We start from the raw sequence: 20,223 nt of genomic DNA, 5'->3' as shown, positions 1-20,223 counted from the left end.
ATGCTACCCATTTTTTTGCTTGGGTAGCGTCCACTAACATTGCCAGCCCTACTTCTTACCAGTCTTGCGGGTGGAGATTCGCGAACTAAAGTAATATATTTTACTGTTTTCTCACTTAGGCTTAAGTGGTTACACCATTGAAAATATTCATCATCGTTAAGCATTTTAATTTACGCTCATCCGTAATGAGGTTCTTTTCTGGCGCTTTTATTCAAGCATTTCTGATTTACTTTGTGCAATTAAATCATTCTTAAATTTTACTTTGTGCAAATTTATGCTTTCACTCTGCTTTAAAAAAGAATTATTACACCACGTAAAAATAAGCTCTTCGAGCTTATGAGTGCAAGTTAATGCTTCCACCCTATGCAAATTAATGGGTGAAGTAATAGTTGTTGACTTTAATCAAAAAATTACTCAAGAGTTTCCAACAAAGCGACTTCACCCTGTCGCTGGGAAGAAAATTTTGCTCTTTATCATGGCGACAGTATTGAGTTGTTTCCAACAAAGCGACTTCACCCTGTCGCTGGGAAGGTCAATGCAAACGATTTATCGATGGGGACGAGAAATTGGTTTCCAACAAAGCGACTTCACCCTGTCGCTGGGAAGGTTAGTGTTCGCTCTCAGAAACCGTGCAACTTTTTCGTTTCCAACAAAGCGACTTCACCCTGTCGCTGGGAAGTGATTTGTCGCAGTTGAGCGATCGCGTGTTAAAAAAATTCGCCAACAAAGCGACTTCACCCTGTCGCTGGGAAGAGCGGTATTTTGAAACCCTTACGAAGTATAGCATCCAGAGGCGATTTGCGCGGATAGCGGATTTTGTGGCTACAACTTGGTAGAAACAGACAGACAAAATCGCTGAAACACTCTATGGGTAAGAGTCGCGGAGCGCAACGACAGAATAAGGGTTTCCGAGATTTGGCGTAATCCGCGCAAAGTGATAATAGCATAAACCAAAACTCGACCATGCCGATTTTAGATTTTCGATTTCAGAGCCATAAATTAGAGTAGGAACAAGCCCCCGGATTCATCTGTGGGGAAAATCCAAAATCCAAAATTGTATGACTTAGAAAGCCCCTCTTCCAACCCCCTGTTAAAGTAGCAAATAACAGATCTCCTTTGTCAAGCTGTATAAATTAATCACCTCCCAATCCAAAATCAAAAATCCAAAATCCCTATATGCCCAAGATACCCGACGCTGCCAAAAAAGTACCCTTGATGTTCCAAGCACAAACTGCTGGGCGTTGTCAACTGCAATACCTGAAAAAAAATGTACCACAGCAAGATGCTGAACGTTGGGCTTCGGAATGGATAGAGAAAGCCTATCCTGATGCACCTGATTTTGGTACTCAAGTGCAAACTCGCGACTATACTATAAGTTGGCGCTTTGTCACCAATGGTGGACAGGATGAAGGTGTGACTCGTCCGGTAATTGGTGCTAGGGGTTGGCCCTATTATCCTGGTAGTAGCATGAAAGGCATTTTTGGCAGTGCTTGTAGCCAAGAACAACGCGATCGCTACTGTGGCAATGCCGAACAACCAGGAATTCTCCGCTTTCATGGCGGCTATCCCACCAGCGATAACTGGGAACAAAATCTCGTAGATATTGTCCATCCCCAACAGGATTGGCAAGTCAAGGAGGATGAAAAGTCAGCGGGTGCGTTTGTGCAAATCTCGCTGTATAAACCACAACTCAAATTTGGCATCTCCAGTACCATTCCCCTAAAAGCTACTGAATGGGAAACTATTTGGAACATCTGGGAAAAAGCACTTTCTACGGGAATTGGTTGTCGGGTTTGTGCTGGCTACGGACAACCGGAAAAACACACTGGTGCAATTATTTACCAAACTCAATTGCAAGGGCAAGGTCAAGCGTCTAAACTACTTGATGGTACAGGTGAGTTTCGCCCTAATATGTTAAGAGCAGCCCTAAGAGGTCATGCTTTGCGAATCTTCGGAGGCTTGACAAATGCAAATACAGCTGATGGCTTGGTAGAAACATTGTTTGGTGGAGTCCAAGGTGAGGGAACAGTCGGACTATTGAGCATGAGTTTCCGCGAAACTAACTTGGAACTAGAGGAATTTGGGAAGCGAGCTTATGCAATGCCTACCTACAAAGTAGCAGGATATCTCACCTGGTTATTGACGCAAAACTTACCCGATCCTGAACGCGAAGCATTGCAGACTTTAGTGAAAGCCTTAACTCGGTTTGCCATGCTGCTAGGTGGTTTTGGCAAATCTTGGCGACGAGCGGATCATCGGTTGTTTTTCCCAGAATACTATGAGCAAGAAGACCCAAAACCGCTGATTGGTTGTCATTGGCAGTGGTTAGGAAAAAAATCTCTGTTGCAAGATGTTCGGGTTCGCAAGCTTGAGCAAGTAAGCCAGTTTATCAACGAAGTGCGTCAAGCCGCCAGCAATTGGATGCAGTTGCAAGGCATTACCCCCAATCCTCACAACTACGCACCTTGGCGGGAAGCATGGCATCCAGAAGTGGTAAAAGTTTGGGGACGTTTGGCTAATGAACCAGAAGACTGTGAAGCTATTCGTTGGCTACACAGTCCTTACAGGGAAGCCATTCCCAAAGCCAAAATTTCTGAAGGTTCTATTTATCGCTCATCTGTGACTGGGCAAGTTGGGCAAATTGGTAGAATTTGGCATCGGATGTACCCTATAGTCAGGTTAGTTAAAGATCCGCAAAATCCAAGTGCACCTATTCCCAAAACAACCAACCAATATTTAGAATTTTTAACATTCTTTCCTGATGATTCTTTGGAGTCAGAAGAGTTGTTAGATTTTCTAGAATCCCATCCCAAAAAGATATTCCAAAAACTTTGGGGCAATTAATCTAATACTAGCAATACTAGCTTTAATTACAATCACTGTAGGTGCAAGCCTCTATTTTGAGGTTAAATAGATCGAGACTGCTGTAGATGAAGGCAAAATCAAATGGAATCTCTGATATTAGAGCGTAACAGAAGTCATCGCCCAAAAGAGCTAGTTCTTGGTCTGTTTACATCCATTATTCTGCATACTGTTATAATAGTAGGCGGCCATTATTGGCTGAGATTGAAAGCACCGGAACAAAAGCAAGATCTGTCAGAGGCAATTCCAATTGAATATATTGAAGTTCCTGCCAATGAGACAAAGAAGCCTCCGGAAACTTCACGACGAGCTGATAGAAATTCCGTGGCAGGCGGTGAAGCTAAACCGAAAAAAGTCATTTCGATAGCTAAGTCAGCACCCACAAAGACTGACAGCAATCAAGACTTAGCTACTCCTACTGCAGAAATAATCAAGCCACAACCAATACAGCCAAAAGCACCATCACCAAATCTCAGGGCGCCCAAATTACCACTCGAACCTCCCAAAATTGAACCATCACCAAATCTTAGGGCGCCCAAATTACCAGCTAAACTTCCCCAAATTGCTGTTGCACCTACTATTACAGAACCAAAACTTCAACCAGAATCAACCGCACGTACTCGCACCATACCACAAATATTACAACCTCAACCAACAGCACCTACCCCAGATACTACACCACAAATACCCACATCTCAATCAACAACAGTTATCCCAACTACCACACCGCTAAAAACCAAACTACGCCAATTTGCTACCGCACGCACTATACCACCAATACCTCAACCAGAACCAACAACAGATACCTCACCCATCACACCACCAAAACCAGAACCAACAATAGATAACCCACCCATCACACCACCAAAACCGCAACCAACAAAAGATACCTCAAATACTACATCGCTAGAAACCAAACTACGCCAATTTGCCACCGCACGCACTCAACTGCCAGAACCTCAACCGCAGCCAACAGCACTTACTCCAGATCCTACACCACCACTTCTCACGCAACCAACACCACTCTTTACACCACCAGTTCCCCCAACTACTACACCACTAGGAACCAAACTACGGCAATTTGCTAATACTCGTACTACACTGCCAGAACCTCAACCAACCGTAGATCCCCCATCCACTAAACCTTCACTACCTACGCAACCAATCACAAATACCCCATCCACTACACCTTCACCTCTGCCACAAACAACAGTTACCACTAGAATACCGCCAACACCCACACGCCCAAAAATTACTACTGCACCCACTACACCGCCAATATCTAAACTTTCGCCAACAAAAACCCCAACTACTAGTTTATCCGGACGTTCAACTCGTCCAGTAAAAAATAATCAATTAGCTGCCAATAGTTCTTCTGTGCCTACTACGCGAACATCCACGCGATCGCAATCATTAAAAGGTAGTTCTAGCCGTTTGGGGGGACCAGTTGTTTTATCTAACCGTAATTTTACTGCCTATGTAGATCAAAATTCTAACCGCCAAAAACAAGGTACTGAGGGTGTTGATGCTCGTCAAGATGTAGATTTAGGTCCCTATCTACGGCAACTACAAGCAAAAGTTAAGCAACAATGGATACCTGGTGTGACTCAATCATCTCGTAGGACGGTGCTGCATTTCACTATTTTGCGTTCAGGTGAAGTGAAGTACCTTGAGGTAGCACAATCGTCAGGATTCGATTTTACTGATGAGGCAGCGCTTGGCGCTGTCCAAAGAGCAACACCATTTGCACCCTTGCCGACAAATTATCCAGACAAATACCTCAATATTCGATTTACATTTAATATCAACATTTATGGAGAGCTAGAACTATCGGGTGATTGATGATTGTAAATTTGCTATGGGTACACCCGTAATCACAAAAAACAAATCGCGAAAAGTGCATACATCTGGAAAACCCACAGTTCCAGGCTCTTGAGTGAGTCGTTCTTGCCATTGATCGGGAAAGTCGGGTTTACCTTCACGACGAATGCTATGACCTATATACGGGTTTTCCGCATGTGGGCGGTAGCTACCGTAGTAATTATTATACAGCGAGAGTGTTCTTTCTTCCTCTCTATCAAGAAACATAATCATAAAGGCGTAATGGGTATGGGGTTCTAACTTTAATGATTTGCCTTTCAGGCTCCATTTCATGTATTGGTTTTTCTTGAGGTTATTGGGTAGTTGACCAATCGCATAATAAATAGACGTATACGATTCTCCTTCAAGATAATCATCAAGTTCCGGAGATGTCTGACGATTAAACTGACCAACAAAACCAGGAGTACCGCGTTCATTTAAACGTGGTTGACCTGTTACTTTAAAAAATTGGATAGCTACCCTCGCACCAGGAGTATTTCGTTTAACTTCATTTGGTCCTACACGTAAGTAAATAGCATCGGCTGTAAAACCTTGCGCATTAGTGACAAATGTTTGCCCTAAGTCGCGATCGCGTTCTTGATAAGTATCACCGTAAACAGATCTGTCGCCATACACTGTTTTACTATTAGGAGGATATTCGTTATTGTCAACAATCTTGTTCTTCTCAAATCGAATGCTGGTAGCACCACCTGGATCGCCAAAGGGGTAACTAATCATGACATTGGTATTAGTGGCTGGTTCAGGTACGAACGAACGCTCATCTGATGAAGAAATGACAAGTTGTCCTGGAATGACTTGACTTTGTCCAATGGTAGCCAATACTGATCCTAAAAAGACCAGAGTTAACACAATGGTAGACACTTTCATATATACCTAAACTATAGCCATAAGCAGTGGAACAGTAAAAATTTATCACTAATTATGGATAATTGTTAAGTGCGATCGCTCAAACAGCTAATTTCAAACTGATAAGCGATAAAAGAAAATAGTAGGTATAGTGGACAGACAAAATCAATGAGAGCAATCAAAATTGTTGTTGAAAAACATCAAGACGGTTACGTAGCCTATCCCTTGGGTATTAAGGGGGTTGTCGTTGGTGAAGGCGACACTTATGAAGAAGCACTATCTGATGTTAAATCAGCTATCCGCTGCCATATTGAGATTTTTGGTCAAGAAGTTCTAGAAGAGGAATCACCAGTGCTAGAAGCTTTTGTTGCAGAAGCTGAGGTTGGTATTTGATGGCTAAATTTCCTGTAGACGCACCAAAAGCCAAAGTAATCACAACATTGGAATTGCTTGGATTTACTATTGTGAGGGAGCGAGAGCATATTGTTATGGTTAGAGAAAACGAAGACGGGACAAATACCCCATTAACTATGCCTAACCACTCCCAAATTAAAGGCTCGACACTAAGATCCATTTGTACTCAAGCAGGTATTTCAAGACAGGAGTTTTTGTCAGCTTATGAGCAAAGTTGAGATGCTAGATTCAATTTTTATACCAAATATTTCAAAGCAAAGCTTTAGCTTTCATTCTTTTCAGTTCAAATTTATTGCTCTTATTTTATTTTTAACACTATCATTCCTAGTACTTCCTGCGCTTGCATCTACTTGTCGCAATTATCAAGGTCATCAGATCTGCATTATCAGTATTGATAGAAGTGCTAAAAATTACTGGGAATATAGAGCAGCAGTTAGTGTAGATGGAGTAAAAAGTCCTGTCAAAGTATACAAGTGTCGTACTCAAGTTAAAATTGAGCAGGATGGGACTGTTGTACCATTTGGGCAAAATGACGCAGGAAAGTTAATCTGTAGTTTTTTCAAAAAATCTGCATAAAGAATACTACTTTTTCTGTGAAGAAAACACGCACCACATAATGAAAACAGAAAATCCTACATATAATATTACAGTGAACCATTCTTGAGCGCTACCAGTATCGTTCATGAGTAAAACAAAGATATAAACTGTGCTATTTAATCATCATAAATTAAATAAATACACTATCTCTTCTACTAAAGTTTCCTCTACTTGGTGTGTAGCATGGGGAAAAGTAGATTTCATCACAGAGAATGTCGCGTGGCGAGATGAGCAGTTTGCCGTTGTTATACCTGATACCTCTTATCATCATCCGGCAGAGCAATTTGCAATTAGTCCTAACGAGCAATTTGTTTTGATTGGTGATGTGTGGTTAAGTAATCGAGCAGAGTTGCTACAACAATTGGGAATAAACCCTTCTGAGTGGATGGGTACTGATTGCCAAGTTATTGCACAAATTTGGCAACAATTAGGTTGTGAATCTCTGAGAAAACTGGTGGGGATGTTTGGGCTGGTAGTTTGGGATCGGCAAAGACAGGTATTATGGCTAGGACGCGATCGCGTGGGTGCTAGTACTCTATATTACACTACCACTGGTCCCACCCGTTGGATTGCGTCTGCCCTGCGTTCACTCACACCCTATCGTTCAGCCGAGTTGGATAAAGTTGCTTTACGAGATTACCTTTGTTGCGCTTTTGTACCTGGTGAACAAACACTGTGGAAGCAGGTGCGAGAAATTCGTCCTGGAACTGTGAGACAATTTCCGCACCAAACAGTTCATACATACTGGCAGCTTCAAGAACAAATTATTGGCGCAGATGAACCTTTAGAGTGGCATAGCGATCGCTTACGTACCCTCCTACATCAAGTTGTACACGAATACTTACCACCAAATCAAGCTGTAGGCGTTTTTCTTTCCGGTGGTTTAGATTCCAGCAGCGTCACAGCCATAGCGGCACAAAAAGCAAAAGTCCACACCTACTCAATTCATTTTGGCTCAGAATGTCCCAACGAGTTAGAATTTTCCAGCCTGGTTGCTCAACATTGCCACACCCAGCATCACATTCTCGAAATTACTTTCCAGCAGATGTGGGAAAACTTACCAGAAACTATGGCATATCTAGACGATCCCATTGGTGATCCTCTCACAGTGCCAAACCTGCTATTAGCAAAACTTGCCCAAGAGTCTGTACAAGTTGTACTTAATGGCGAAGGAGGAGATCCTTGCTTTGGTGGACCAAAAAATCAACCAATGCTGATCAATAACCTTTATAATAACTCAGTTATCAATCAAGATTCACTGCAAGCCTATCTAATTGCCTTTCAAAAATGTGCTACAGATTTACCCCAACTGCTGACAAAAGAAGTTTGGACAGCTGTAGAAAAAGAACCATCAGTTTTTTGGGCTGATTTGAACAGTAATGCCAATTACCTGAATCGATTAATGGCACTGAATATTAAGTATAAAGGAGCAGACCACATCCTCACCAAAGTCAATAACTTGACTCAAGCCGCAAGGTTACACGGACTCTCACCTTTATTCGACCAAAGAGTAGTAGACTTAAGTATGCAAATACCGCCAGAGTACAAACTTTCTGGAGTGGTAGAAAAAGCAGTTCTCAAACAAGCCGTTGCCGATCTGTTACCTTCTGAAATTATTCATCGTCCTAAAAGCGGTATGATGGTTCCTGTACAATTGGGATTTCGTAAGTATTGGCAGCGAGAAGCCAGAAAATTACTCCTAAACCCCAAAGCGGCAACTGCTCCTTACCTCAACCAATCAATCATCCGCAACTGGTTAGACTATAAAGGTGATACCTGGAATCGCTACGGTGTTAAACTTTGGCTTTTGGTAAGTTTAGAAATTTGGTTGCAGGTGAATAAAAGCGTTTAAAATGCAGAAACTGCATTAACTTACGCAATATGCTCACTGAACCTGTCAAATCTGTTGCCATCCGAACACCCGAACGCCTAGCTGAAATTGCTTGGTTTGATGATCTTTGTGGGGGTGATACACAGTATTTAGGTGTATTGGATAGTGATCGCAAAAGTAGCTACGCTCATTGCCGTGACATCATGCTAACTGCTGAGCGAATGGGTTTTGACAATATACTGCTACCGACTTCATATCTGCCTGGGCAAGAAGTAATTCCCTTTGTTGGGGCGATGGGGCCGCAGACATCAACTATTAATATGCTAGCAGCTTTGCGCACAGGCGAAATTTTCCCAACTATGCTAGCACGTCACATTGCTACTCTTGACCATATTCTCCAAGGTAGATTGACAATTAATATCATTAATTCCAACCTGCCTGGTGTGGAAGAAAGTCCCGAACGGCGTTACAAAAGATGCTCAGAAACTATTGAAATTTTAAAACAAGCTTGGTCGCAGGAAAGTATTGATTTTCAAGGCGAAATTTATCAAGTAAAACTTAAAAGTACTGAGCCAGTAAAACCATATCAGCAAAATGGTGGACCATTACTATACTTTGGTGGTATTTCGGAAGGATCGAAAGAAGTATGTGCTAAATACTGCGATGTGTTTTTGATGTGGCCTGAACCAGAAGAAAGTATTTATGCCACAATGCAACAGATGAGCGATCGCGCTGCTAAATATGGTCGTTTGATCGATTTTGGCTTTCGTGTGCATGTGATTGTGCGCGAAACAGAACAAGAAGCTCGTGCCTACGCACAAAAAATTATGTCAAAATTTGATCCTAACGGCTTCAACCTCAAAAATCTCACACAAGACAACAAATCACTAGGTGTTTTGCGGCAGGATGAGTTCCGCGCTAAATCGACAGATGATTACCTAGAACCATTATTGTGGGGTGGGATTGGAAGAGCAAGATCAGGTTGTGGAGCAGCTTTGGTTGGTACGCCAGAGCAAATTCTTTCTAAGATGAATCGTTATATGGATATGGGTATCCGAGCGTTCATTTTGTCAGGTTATCCTTTGATTGAAGAATGTCAACTTTTTGCCAAGCACGTTTTGCCCCACCTACCCACTGTTAAATTATCAGTGGTGCACAATCGGATGCACCCCCCTGTAGTCCCCCCTTATAAAGGGGGGACGGCGTTAGCCGGGGGTTAGCTCTTGGTTGGTAACGTATATCTTTTTACCTATGTCTAGTGTAAAATGTAGTGGAATTGGTGAATCAGCTGCTTGATTGCTACGATTGATTTGAAAAGACAGCGATCGCACTTGTTCTAAACGTAATTGAAAGTTGTCAAAAACTCTACCACGAATCTTTGGTCTAAAGTGACTTAAAGGAAGTTTCACCTTTGTCCACTCTGTTCCAACTACAAATTCTTGCTCAAACGTGAGAGTACCAGCATCTTGAATTGCTTGGTCGTCTTTCAGTGATAAGGTATAAACAACTGTGGGATCGTTGGAGCGGGCATAAAATTCTATGTACTTGTACTCGCTTAAATCTAAGGATAAAGGAGTCTCAACAAACGCAAATCCAACCAGTCCACCGTTCCCCTCAATTGCCGCAAGTTCGCCTTGAAATTGCAATTCTTGATCGGACTTGCGCAGTGTTGCTTCGCTGCTCCCAACTTGTGGTCTTTCTGTTTTATCAGTTTTGACTACCCAATCAGCCTCCACCGTTGAAATTGCTGTGGGATCTTCAGAACTGCTGGGTTGTGCGCTGGCAAAATTTGAGTTCATCAAAGAAAGAAGGAATAAGGCTACAACTATATTTTTTCTCATATCTAACTAAAATCTCAACCCAACGCCACCCTGTAAAGAGAAAGCTGTACCACCACTATCGCGGTAGGCATCAAAGGCAATAATGGCGTTACCAAAAATCACAGTGTTGCTATTTGGAATTACGTAATCAATTCCTGGTTGTAAAGCAAAGCTAATTTTATTACCTACAGGGGAAGGTGTATCACCACCAGCTAACACCAATCCAGCGCCTAAGTAAGCATCTGTTTGCCAGTTGAGAGGGAAATCGTAGGAAACACTAGGCACAAGTGCTACATTTCTGCCGATGAAAGCTTGCGCACGGAATGAAATTGGTACTTCCAACAATTTGTAACGTCCAGCAATTACCCCTCCAACTTGAACTTCATCTGTAAGACCTACCGATGGACCGATACCAACATAGCTACCATATGCTACTTGAGCTTGTGCTGGTTTAATGAATTGAGCAAAACTCAAAAGAGAACTAGCTAAAAAAACCGACAACAAATACTTAAGACGCTTCATTAAGGTGATCCCCACACAATTTTGTTAGTTGTTAATTGTTAATAGCTAATTGTTAAATAGTACCATTAACTATTAACAATTAACTATTAACCATCATTATGGACAACGAGGATGAATGCCTCCTTGAGTACAAATATACGCTAATTGCTTGGGATCTAAATTTTTTACTTGACTAAAATCAACATCTTTGATTACAGCCGATTGTATGCCTATAGCGGGTGTTTGCACAAATTGATCTGTGGCATCTTGTTTATCAGGAGTGAGAATTGCGCCCTGAAAATCAGCACCTGTCAAGTTTGCCCCTCGTAAATCTGCTAAACTCAAGTCAGTATTGCGTAAGTTAGCGTTCTCCAGATTGGCAGAGCGTAAAATAGCACCAGTCAGACGAGTGGCGCTCAGGTTCGCATCAGTGAGATTGGCGTGATCCAAATATGAGCCAGATAGGTCTGCTGCTTGCCAATCTGTTTTGGTTAAATTAGCGTATGATAATTGTGTACCTACAGCAATAACGCGACTTAAACGAGCCGCATACAATTCGGCTTCATTCAATTTCGCTTCGCCTAAATTCGCTCCAGTCAAACTAGCATTTTCTAAAACTGCTCCACGCAAATCGGCTCCTGTTAGCTGAGCGCTACTTAAGTTAGCACCAATTAGACGCGCATAGGAGAGGTTAGCTTTGTTGAGTGTGGCACGGCTCAAATCAGTGCGGTTCATCAAAACTCGACTCAGGTTAGCTTCGCTCAGATTGGCTCGTTTCATCTGAGCTTGGCTCAAATCGGCAATCCAATCATCGTAGGTATCCAGGCGATCGTCTTGTCCTGGTCCGCGAAAGCGGCTACCTTTAAAACTAGCTTGGTTGAGATTTGCTGATTTAAAATTGATGCCCCATAAATCAGCTTTGTCTAGTACCAAGTTAAATGAGTTTGCATCTGTTCCAGTTTGACTTAATTGAACACGGCTCAAATCAATGTCATTGGTTTTACCGCTATATACAGCTAGAATTTTGTTGATTGCTTGTTGGTTATGAAGTAGTTGTTTTTGCTTTTCTTCGTTATTGTTGGTGTCTACTTTGCTAGTAATAAATTGATTTTTCTGTTTTAAATTAGGGATAGCGTCAAGTCCTACGTTTACCAAAGCTTGCTCAATTGTATTCAGTAGAGTAGGATCTGTTTCTAGGGAAAGTAAATCGACGAGATATTGAGTCGCTTGCGGATCTTTGAGTGTTCCCATTGCGAGAATTGCATTACGCCGCTCTTGGGTAGATGCACCAGATTGAGGATTTAATTGTTTGAAGAGTGTGAGAAACTGTTGGCTGTTCCGCTGTTGTGTTTCTCTTTGGTTTTGCTGATTGTGAATAAATATTTGAGTACCGATTAAAGTTGCCAATACAGCAGTCATGCTGACGAGAGCTACTCCGAGAAGAGTCAAACTTGGATTTTGCTGTCGCATCCGCAACCAAAGGTTAGGCTCTTGGCTTGGTGTCATGACAACTGATGCGATCGCTTCTTCTTCCATTCCTTCTGTCCATTGTCCATGACGAACACGGTCGTGAACAGGGAAGGGTGTATTAGCATCCACTGTATAAGTACCTGCTATTCGATCATGTAATGCACGACGCCCTTGTTGCCCGGAAAAACCTAATCCTTCTGCCAGCATCAGCAAACTAGTCAAGGCGCTAAGACTAGCTAAATCTGGAAAAGCGAAGCTGTTACTCCATATGATGTAAGCAACCGAACCGGTGACAGTCCATCTACCAATTACTTCTCGTAGCAATACTGCTTTTAATCCTGGTGGCGCACCGCTACTGTTGACAACTTTAACACCAAACCAACGTTTAGGAATGGTACTACCTGTTTTTGCAAGTTCGTATATTTGCCAACCTGATAATGTTAGAGGTGCTAATAAAGCTATTGTCCATAAGAAATTCGTGGGCCATGCTACATTACGAATGCCGTAACTCACAGGTAGAGCTAAAGGGCGTGCGATCGCTCTTTCTGTGACTACTAGCACCGGATTTAGTGGCACTCTGTTGATGTTGCTAGAATTTGCATACACACCAATACCATAAGGCACTAACCCACTAGTAACAACGAGTGTGATTTCCGCTGCCCATGCGGCAATCCTTCTATAGGTTAAGGGCAGCAAGCTGGATTCTGGTTTTTGCGTGCGATGCGATTGATTACTACTAGTTCTCCTCACAATTGGGGTTGCCATTGGATTATTCCCTTTAACTTACCTGAGCGGACTGACAATCAGTTATTGATTAGATTGATGATTAGATACTAGAAATTTGTATCCTACGTATACAAGTAATGACAACAGTGCCAAACTAATTACTGCCGCAACTAGTTTGAGAACTGCTTGTACCAAAACAAAGCCGAGTACAACTGCTACACCCCCAAACCCCAGCTTTCCCGTTGTGGAAAGGTTGTTAAACCAAGTGATAAATTTTACTTTTGCCGCTTTGAGACGCTCATTACCTGGCTGGGAGGAATTAATTTCCACCTCCATTTGCTTGAGGCGATGGTGTATGTCTTCTTTTTGTTGAGGATTCATAAGTTTATTTACCAGGTTGGGATTGAACAACACAGCCATCATGGTTGGTGACTTTCTGTGATTTTAGCGACTGTTTCGGGCAATTACTCTAGTACTACCGCACGATAATGGCGATGATGGGCATAACCTCTAAGCTTGCTCGTTCCTTTATATAAAAATTTGTATTTCTTAACATTACTACTTAATATTTAGTCATAATAGGAGTGAGAATATACTTCACTCAATCAAAAATTATACTTTTTATGAGGGAACAAAGACTGTTTCTCAACATCTATCCAATATAGAATATGTGCAAAAATTCGGCTCTTGGAAGTTTCAATCTTCATAAATAAAATGAGTACTCGTTCGTTATTAGCGATTGTTAGAGCAGCGTTGGCGGCGATGAGTTTAGTTTTTTGGGATGCATCAGCTTATGCACAAATAGTCAGCATTAGTCCCAGCTTTAAACCAGATCCCCTGGTTGTGAATGGTAAATCTGGGGGAAATGTGAAAAGTAACTGTGGTAACATAGCTACAGCACCCAATCAAGTTATTCAAGTAACAGAATCAGTGCCTTATTTAAGGTTTACAGTTGAAAGCGACGGACAGCCAACACTATTAATTGAGGGACCTGGAGGACGCTTTTGTGTACTGCCTGATACCTACTCTGGCGGAAAGCCGGAACTATCTGGCTTTTGGCGGAAGGGAAAATATTCTTTATATGTAGGCGATTTATCTCAGGCACAGTATAACTATAATTTGTCAATTTCGCAACAGAAGAAATAGCAATATAATGAAATTTTATGTAGCAATTCAATTGTTCAGTGTTCAGGGTCAAAAGCAGCTAAACTAGACAAATGACAAAGGACAGTCCTGATTCATCTGCTCTTTTTAATTTAAGATGACATTTTCCCTGAACAAACTACTTCGGCTATTAATACTAACGCTGCTATTTCCTCTATTTTTTCTCAATGGTTGGCTAGTATTTCGATTTTTCCAATATTTTCAACCTATAGTTACCGTTTTTGTTTTGGCAACTTTGCTTGCTTTTATTTTAAACTACCCTGTTTCTATCTTACAGCAACGTGGAGTAAAACGCAACTATGCAGTTGCACTAGTTTTTATCGCAACAGTAGTAATTTTTGTGGCTATAGGAATCACCTTAATTCCTATAGTTTTACAGCAGTTTAATGAAATGGCTAAACTACTTCCCCAACGGATTGATTCTAGCCAACAAAAACTTCAGATTCTTAACGATTGGGTTGCTAGCCAAGGATTAAAAGTTAATTTGAGTCAAATTTTTACTCAAATCACAAATCGTTTACCGGATGAATTGGAGCATCTGGCTGATAAACTTTTTAGTATTGTGATCGAAACGATTGATAGTATTTCTGAATCATTAATCACAATAGTACTAACTTTTTATCTTTTATTAGATGGCGAAAGGCTCTGGCAAGGTTTATTTAAAAAGTTATCTGGTAATTTTAGTCAGAAGTTACAGCAGTCGCTACAGCAAAATTTTCAAAATTATTTGATTGGGCAATTAGCTTTGGCTCTGCTCATGGGAGTTTCACTGACTTTATTGTTTTTCGCTTTCCAAGTACCGTTTGCTTTACTCTTAGGTTTGGGCGTAGGTATTTTGAGCTTAGTTCCCTTTGGTGATGTAGTGAGTCTTGTTGTAGTGACTTTAATTATAGCATCACACAATTTTTGGTTAGCTGTCAAGGTGTTAGCTGTAGCTGTTGTCATCGATCAATTGATCGATCAGGCGATCGCACCCCGACTTTTGGGTAGTTTTACTGGACTTAGACCGATCTGGGTAATTATCTCTTTACTGATAGGGACTTATATTGGCGGTTTGCTAGGTTTGTTAATTGCTGTACCCGTGGCTGGGGTAATCAAAGATGCCCTAGATGGTTGGGGGGAGGATGTATCTGAAGCAGTACAGAATGCTGTGGAAGGTGAAGAATTACCAGAAATTTTCAGCAAGGATTCAGCATCTTAACCTTAGTAGTCCTGTCTAGCGATACAGCGATCGCACAATAGTCTGGTGTATTTACTGAATTGATTATGGAGATTAATGAATCATATTTTTCATTTCAGTAAAATCTCTCATAGGCAGATTTTGCTGAGTATGTTAAAAATTATTTAAGAGTAATTAGCTATGTAAAAATATGAAATTAAAAGTTAAGGCTGTTAATAGTTAATAGCTAATGGTAAAAAAGCAATTAGCAATCTTCTATTAGCAAATTGAAGACATGGTTACGCAAAAAACAGAATTAGATATTTATATTGGCAAGTTTTTAAATAATCGTTACCTAATTAGAGATTTAATTGGTAAAGGGGGTATGGGTAGAGTTTACCTAGCAGAAGATATTGCCAAAGGTGGAATGCCCATAGCAGTCAAAATGTTATCTCTAACTATGGCAAATCAGCATATGTCCCAACGCTTTGCCAGAGAAATTTTTATTGGCGCTCAATTAGGTAGAAAAAGTAAACATATTGTCCGGGTGTTGAGTTATGGTTTTACTGAAGATAAAATTCCCTTTTATGTCATGGAATACCTCCAAGGTAAAAACCTAAAAGAGATTCTCAAAACTCAACCTTTAACAATACAAAAATTTTTAGATTTGTGTCATCAAATTTGTTTAGGTTTGTATTGTGCTCACCAAGGTGTAAGTATGAAAGGTGAGATTTATCCAATTGTTCATCGTGATATCAAACCAGAAAATATCTTTATTACTGAAGATCCTAAAAAAGGGGAAACTGTCAAAATCCTAGATTTTGGTATTGCCAAGTTCTTAACAGAGCGTTCGGGAATGACGCTGACTGAGTCTTTCATTGGTAGTTTACCTTATTGTTCTCCAGAACATATGGAAGGACGTAAACTATTAGATGTACGCTCTGATATTTATAGTTTGGGTGTATTGATGTTTGAAATGCTGACTGGAAGACATCCATTACTAACAAAAACTAACTCTTTCGGTAGCTGGTATCAGGCACATCGCTTTCAGATTCCACCCAACTTTGAAGAAGTTATTCCCCAGGTAAAGATACCACAAGAATTGAAAAAATTAGTGATGACTTGTTTAGCTAAGGAGATCGGCAATCGCCCACAAAATGTTAGTCAAATTTTAGAAAAAATCGAAAATATTCAACGTAATATTGATAGTTATACTAATGATAGTATTACCTTAGAAAAACTAAACCCTAAATATTTAGTACCAGTAACGTCAATATCTGAAAAAGCTTGCTTACAAAAAACTTGGCCAGAAAATAAACCAATTGCATCTATTTGCTTTCCACATATGTTACATTTACCTCAGGGAAGCGTGCCAACTTTTTGGGCAATGTTACCTAAACAAGAAATTACTAAATTTTTAGATAAAACAATTAGTACTGAATTCATATTTAAAATAGAGTTGTATCCGATTTTATTATGGATAACAGTTTTGTGTGATACCTCCTTTAAACAGACACGTTGGCTATCATACTTTTTAGATCTAAAAGATAACAAGGGAGAAAATCTCGTCAAGTTTTTAGCCAACACTGGTTATTATCATCTACTTTTATTCTCACTAGAAGAACCTACTCGTTGCGCACATGTCATGACTTTAAGTCTATCTACTTGTCAACGTCAGCAACTTGTAAATTGGCTAGAATGTAGTAAAAAGTTAACTGCTAATATTCCTGCAGGAGAAAGCAAGAAGATTTTAAAAGCACAGTATGAAAAACTCAAACCCGAAATTCTCAAAACTTTAATAGCAAATCAACCAATTAGGAAAGTAACCGTAAAAGTTTGGTTATCTAAGCTATTAGCTAATTTTTTAACTTTTTTCTCTCATCCTTTAAAGTCAGCTTAAAGAATTAGCAGCGGAGGTTCTCAAAGTGAATAAAAATGCATTTGCATCTTCAACTGGTACGGGTTTAATTGCCAATCGTTATCAACTTAAACAGTTGATTGGCAGGGGTGGTATGGGTGAAGTTTTTTTAGCCAACGATTTATTGTTAGGCGAAGTACCAGTTGCAATTAAGTTTCTATCTCAAACAGTAACAGATATAATAATTAAACAAGATTTTGCTCGTGAAGCGCGTATTTGTGCAGCTTTGAGTCAAAAAAGTTTGCATATAGTGCGTGTTACAGATTACGGAGTAAGTCCAGAGGGTAAACCTTTTTATACAATGGAGTATTTGTTGGGCAAGAGTTTAAAGGATTTAATTCCTCTGCCTTTGCCCCAATTTCTAGCTCTTTGTCGTCAGATTTGTTTGGGTTTACAGTGCGCCCATCAAGGGATGAATATTGATGACAAAGTTTATCCGCTTGTACATAGAGATATTAAACCAGCTAATGTATTAGTTATTCCTGACCCTATATTAGGTCAGTTAGTCAAAATTTTAGATTTTGGTATTGCTAGATTTTTAAATTATTCAGCAATGAATGCATTTACAAATAAAGGATTTCAAGGCACTTTACCCTACTGTTCTCCTGAGCAACTTGAAGGAACCGAATTGGATAGTCGCTCTGATATTTATAGTTTAGGGGTAATGATGTTTGAAATGCTGACGGGTGAAAAACCTTGGCAACCAGAAACTAACATGTTTGGTGCTTGGTATAAAGCTCATCAATTTGAAACACCGCGATCGCTTTCTCATGTTAATCCCAATCTCAGATTACCAAAAAAACTTGATCATCTAATTATGGCTTGTCTGGCTAAATCACCAAGCTCCCGCCCTCAAACTCTCGCAGAAGTTTTAAAAGTTTTGGAAAGTGTGGAGTCAGCAGTCAGCAGTCATTATTCTCCCCCACTCACAAACTCACAAACTCACAAACTCACAAACTCCCCATCACTAGAGCTTTGTGGGAAACTTGTATGGCCTAAAGATAAGCCAATTCAGGAAATTGTGTTTCCTCATTTACTGCATACTCAACAAGGATCTGTGGCGGCATTATCATTGATGATGCCTCAACAACAAATCAAAGGCTATGCAGTTTCTACACCCTACAATCAGTTCAGCTTTGTCTCGTCTCCCTATCCGATGCTCCTGTGGGTGACTGTACTACATACATCAACAGGTACTAAGTGGCTCAAGAGTTACTTGGATATGCAAAATCCGCAAAATCACATACTTGTAAGTTCATTGGTTGAAAATGAACGCTATCCTTTGATTTTCTTTTCTTTGGAAGCACCTCATTCTTGTACCAATATTATTGGTAGTGTTATTCATCCATCCGATCGCCTCAAGTTGAAAACCTGGGTAGAGCAGAGTAAACGCCTACCACCCTGTCAAGGTTTCCAGTTGAGCAAAAAACTTTTACAAGAACAATATCAACTTTTGCAGCCGCGAATTTTAAGTCATTTGACATCAACCCCAAAGGCTGTGGCATGATAATTTATAATTAAGTGTTTTAATCCCAGCATAGGCACGGGTGAAAGGTTGAGTCGCTTATGAAATTATACCCTAGCACAATCAATGAACTGGTAGAAATACTCGTACCACTGGTCAATGGTGATATAAAACGTCAATCTTTATTAATTGCTGCTTTGGGAATCGGTGCACCCGTGCTACAACAAATTGATTACAGTGGTGCGCCTTTAGAGTTCATCATACATTTATTGACAGTGCTTGCACAATATGGAGAAGTTACTGCGGGCAAACAAGCACTTGTGGCATTACTGGAATACGTCCAAACGCAAGTAGGACTGGATGTACAGCAACGTATTGATAAACTATTTGATAAATTAAACGAGCAATCTACATCTCTACCTCAATCTCCATCATTAGCAGAAACAGAATATAGAAAAGTAGTGGAAAAAGTTGCTAGTGATGGTAAAGTTTCAGTTGCAGGTCGTTACCTTTTGGAACAATCCAAGAAAAATACAGGTATTTCCCAGGAAAAGGCTGAAAAGATTGAGAAAGAAGTTTTACAGCCCTTTTACGAATATCAAAAGCGGTTTGATGAATTTCGACAGGTATTGGTTGAGCAGAGTCAGAAGGAGTTACCATTTTCTAAAACAACCCGAAGCGATTTAGCGACGCTGTATTCGCAACTCAAAATCGCAGAAGTTGAAGAGCTTTATATTAAATTAGCTAAAGCATTTTATAAATCAAATGAGCTAAGAAAATCAATTGATGTTTATAGAGAAGTAATTCTTCTTAATCCAAACAATGCTATTACTCATCAAAATCTAGCATATATCTTGTTACAGTGTGAGCAATTAGATGATGCGATCACAGAATATCGAGAAGCTATTCGCATTGAACCAAATAATGTTAAACTCTATTTAGTTTTAGGAAATATTTTTGACTTTAAAGCTGAGTTTGACAAGGCTATAGAGACATATCAACAGGCAATTAAAGTTAACATTAATGATGCATCAAATGATTTAGCAGAAATACACTATTTGTTAGGATGTACGTTTTCTAGATATGAACGTTTAGAAAATGCGATTGCAGAACATAGGCAAGCGATTCAGATTAATCCGCAATATGCTGAAGCATACGCTGAGTTAGGCAAGTGTCAAAACTGGGTAGAAAACTTTGTAGATGCAGCTAGAAACTTACGAAAAGCAATTGCGCTCAAACCAGATAATTCAGAATTTCACTACTATTTAGGAATAGTTCTTAATAGCCAGGCCAAATCTAAGGAAGCAATTGTTGAGTTTGAAGAAGCTATAAATCTCAATATCATAAATAGCACTCCAAATCCAATTGCCTATACACACTATGCGTTTGCACTACTGTCACAAAATAAACAAAAGAAAGCAGAAGATGAAATTGGGTTAGCTATCGAACTATTTCAGAAGCAAGATATGGGTGATGCAGCTAAACAAATGGAACAATTATTTGAGCAAATTAAACAAGAAGGTAGTTGGAAAAGCTTTTTCAAACAATTTTTTAAATTTAGCTTTTAAA

At 40.1% G+C, this 20,223-nt stretch carries 17 protein-coding genes and 1 CRISPR repeat array; of the genes, 12 read left to right on the top strand and 5 right to left on the bottom strand.

The window, feature by feature from the left end; all coding sequences use genetic code 11:
- Nucleotides 1-420 precede the first annotated feature (420 nt).
- A CRISPR array of direct repeats spans nt 421-753; the repeat unit is 37 nt; unit sequence GTTTCCAACAAAGCGACTTCACCCTGTCGCTGGGAAG.
- A gap of 423 nt (nt 754-1,176) precedes the next feature.
- Together ICL16_RS36105 and ICL16_RS36100 are read left to right on the top strand one after the other, a co-directional pair.
- On the top strand, nt 1,177-2,844 hold the full coding sequence (locus tag ICL16_RS36105; RefSeq protein WP_190836400.1) for an RAMP superfamily protein: 1,668 nt from the start codon (nt 1,177-1,179) through the stop codon (nt 2,842-2,844).
- 102 nt (nt 2,845-2,946) lie between these two features.
- Entirely contained in the window at nt 2,947-4,704 is a 1,758-nt protein-coding gene (locus tag ICL16_RS36100) for a TonB family protein (RefSeq protein WP_190836399.1), read from the top strand.
- Here the strand turns inward: ICL16_RS36100 and ICL16_RS36095 are convergent.
- Nucleotides 4,690-5,610 (bottom strand): hypothetical protein, encoded by a 921-nt coding sequence (locus ICL16_RS36095; RefSeq protein WP_190836398.1) that lies wholly within the window; start codon nt 5,608-5,610, stop codon nt 4,690-4,692. The two genes, ICL16_RS36100 and ICL16_RS36095, sit on opposite strands and share 15 nt — an antisense overlap.
- Nucleotides 5,611-5,757: 147 nt before the next feature.
- On the opposite strand from ICL16_RS36095, the gene ICL16_RS36090 reads away from it, so the two are divergent.
- From ICL16_RS36090 to ICL16_RS36070, 5 genes are all read left to right on the top strand, one after another.
- Nucleotides 5,758-5,982, top strand: a complete 225-nt coding sequence (locus tag ICL16_RS36090) for a type II toxin-antitoxin system HicB family antitoxin (RefSeq protein WP_190836397.1) — start codon at nt 5,758-5,760, stop codon at nt 5,980-5,982.
- On the top strand, nt 5,982-6,221 hold the full coding sequence (locus ICL16_RS36085; RefSeq protein ID WP_190836396.1) for a type II toxin-antitoxin system HicA family toxin: 240 nt from the start codon (nt 5,982-5,984) through the stop codon (nt 6,219-6,221). The genes ICL16_RS36090 and ICL16_RS36085 overlap by 1 nt, the downstream gene beginning before the upstream one ends.
- Nucleotides 6,208-6,579 (top strand): hypothetical protein, encoded by a 372-nt coding sequence (locus ICL16_RS36080; protein WP_238361105.1) that lies wholly within the window; start codon nt 6,208-6,210, stop codon nt 6,577-6,579. The genes ICL16_RS36085 and ICL16_RS36080 overlap by 14 nt, the downstream gene beginning before the upstream one ends.
- Nucleotides 6,580-6,709: 130 nt before the next feature.
- The gene (locus tag ICL16_RS36075; RefSeq protein WP_190836395.1) at nt 6,710-8,452 is read left to right on the top strand and encodes an asparagine synthase-related protein; all 1,743 of its coding nucleotides are present in this window, start codon (nt 6,710-6,712) and stop codon (nt 8,450-8,452) included.
- Between the two features lie 29 nt (nt 8,453-8,481).
- Nucleotides 8,482-9,651 carry an LLM class flavin-dependent oxidoreductase gene (locus ICL16_RS36070; RefSeq protein WP_190836394.1) on the top strand — a complete coding sequence of 390 codons (1,170 nt, stop codon included), beginning with the start codon at nt 8,482-8,484 and terminating at the stop codon, nt 9,649-9,651.
- Here ICL16_RS36070 and ICL16_RS36065 read toward each other — a convergent pair.
- The 4 genes from ICL16_RS36065 to ICL16_RS36050 all read right to left on the bottom strand — a co-directional run bounded on the left by ICL16_RS36065 (nt 9,637) and on the right by ICL16_RS36050 (nt 13,329).
- On the bottom strand, nt 9,637-10,272 hold the full coding sequence (locus ICL16_RS36065) for a CIA30 family protein (RefSeq protein WP_190836393.1): 636 nt from the start codon (nt 10,270-10,272) through the stop codon (nt 9,637-9,639). The two genes, ICL16_RS36070 and ICL16_RS36065, sit on opposite strands and share 15 nt — an antisense overlap.
- Nucleotides 10,273-10,278: 6 nt before the next feature.
- Nucleotides 10,279-10,773, bottom strand: coding sequence for a hypothetical protein (locus ICL16_RS36060; RefSeq protein WP_190836392.1), 495 nt, complete (start codon nt 10,771-10,773; stop codon nt 10,279-10,281).
- A 96-nt stretch (nt 10,774-10,869) separates the two neighbouring features.
- Nucleotides 10,870-12,987: a pentapeptide repeat-containing protein gene (locus tag ICL16_RS36055; RefSeq protein WP_190836391.1), complete on the bottom strand. Its 2,118-nt coding sequence runs from the start codon at nt 12,985-12,987 to the stop codon at nt 10,870-10,872.
- Nucleotides 12,988-13,029: 42 nt separating this feature from the next.
- Nucleotides 13,030-13,329, bottom strand: coding sequence for a hypothetical protein (locus tag ICL16_RS36050; protein ID WP_190836390.1), 300 nt, complete (start codon nt 13,327-13,329; stop codon nt 13,030-13,032).
- Nucleotides 13,330-13,662: 333 nt separating this feature from the next.
- Here ICL16_RS36050 and ICL16_RS36045 point away from each other — a divergent pair, with 333 nt between their 5' ends.
- The 5 genes from ICL16_RS36045 (at nt 13,663) to ICL16_RS36025 (ending at nt 20,222) form a co-directional block, all read left to right on the top strand.
- Nucleotides 13,663-14,094: a hypothetical protein gene (locus ICL16_RS36045; RefSeq protein WP_190836389.1), complete on the top strand. Its 432-nt coding sequence runs from the start codon at nt 13,663-13,665 to the stop codon at nt 14,092-14,094.
- Between the two features lie 115 nt (nt 14,095-14,209).
- Nucleotides 14,210-15,313, top strand: coding sequence for an AI-2E family transporter (locus ICL16_RS36040; RefSeq protein WP_190836388.1), 1,104 nt, complete (start codon nt 14,210-14,212; stop codon nt 15,311-15,313).
- Nucleotides 15,314-15,566: 253 nt separating this feature from the next.
- Nucleotides 15,567-17,171: a serine/threonine protein kinase gene (locus ICL16_RS36035; protein ID WP_190836387.1), complete on the top strand. Its 1,605-nt coding sequence runs from the start codon at nt 15,567-15,569 to the stop codon at nt 17,169-17,171.
- 25 nt (nt 17,172-17,196) lie between these two features.
- Nucleotides 17,197-18,696, top strand: coding sequence for a protein kinase domain-containing protein (locus tag ICL16_RS36030; protein ID WP_190836386.1), 1,500 nt, complete (start codon nt 17,197-17,199; stop codon nt 18,694-18,696).
- Nucleotides 18,697-18,755: 59 nt separating this feature from the next.
- Entirely contained in the window at nt 18,756-20,222 is a 1,467-nt protein-coding gene (locus tag ICL16_RS36025; RefSeq protein ID WP_190836385.1) for a tetratricopeptide repeat protein, read from the top strand.
- Nucleotide 20,223 lies beyond the last annotated feature (1 nt).

The organism is Iningainema tapete BLCC-T55 (assembly GCF_014698965.1).
GTDB classification, from domain to species: Bacteria; Cyanobacteriota; Cyanobacteriia; order Cyanobacteriales; family Nostocaceae; genus Iningainema; species Iningainema tapete.
The sequence above is the reverse complement of the archived record's forward strand: the minus strand, read 5'-3'. Positions and strand labels throughout refer to the sequence as shown.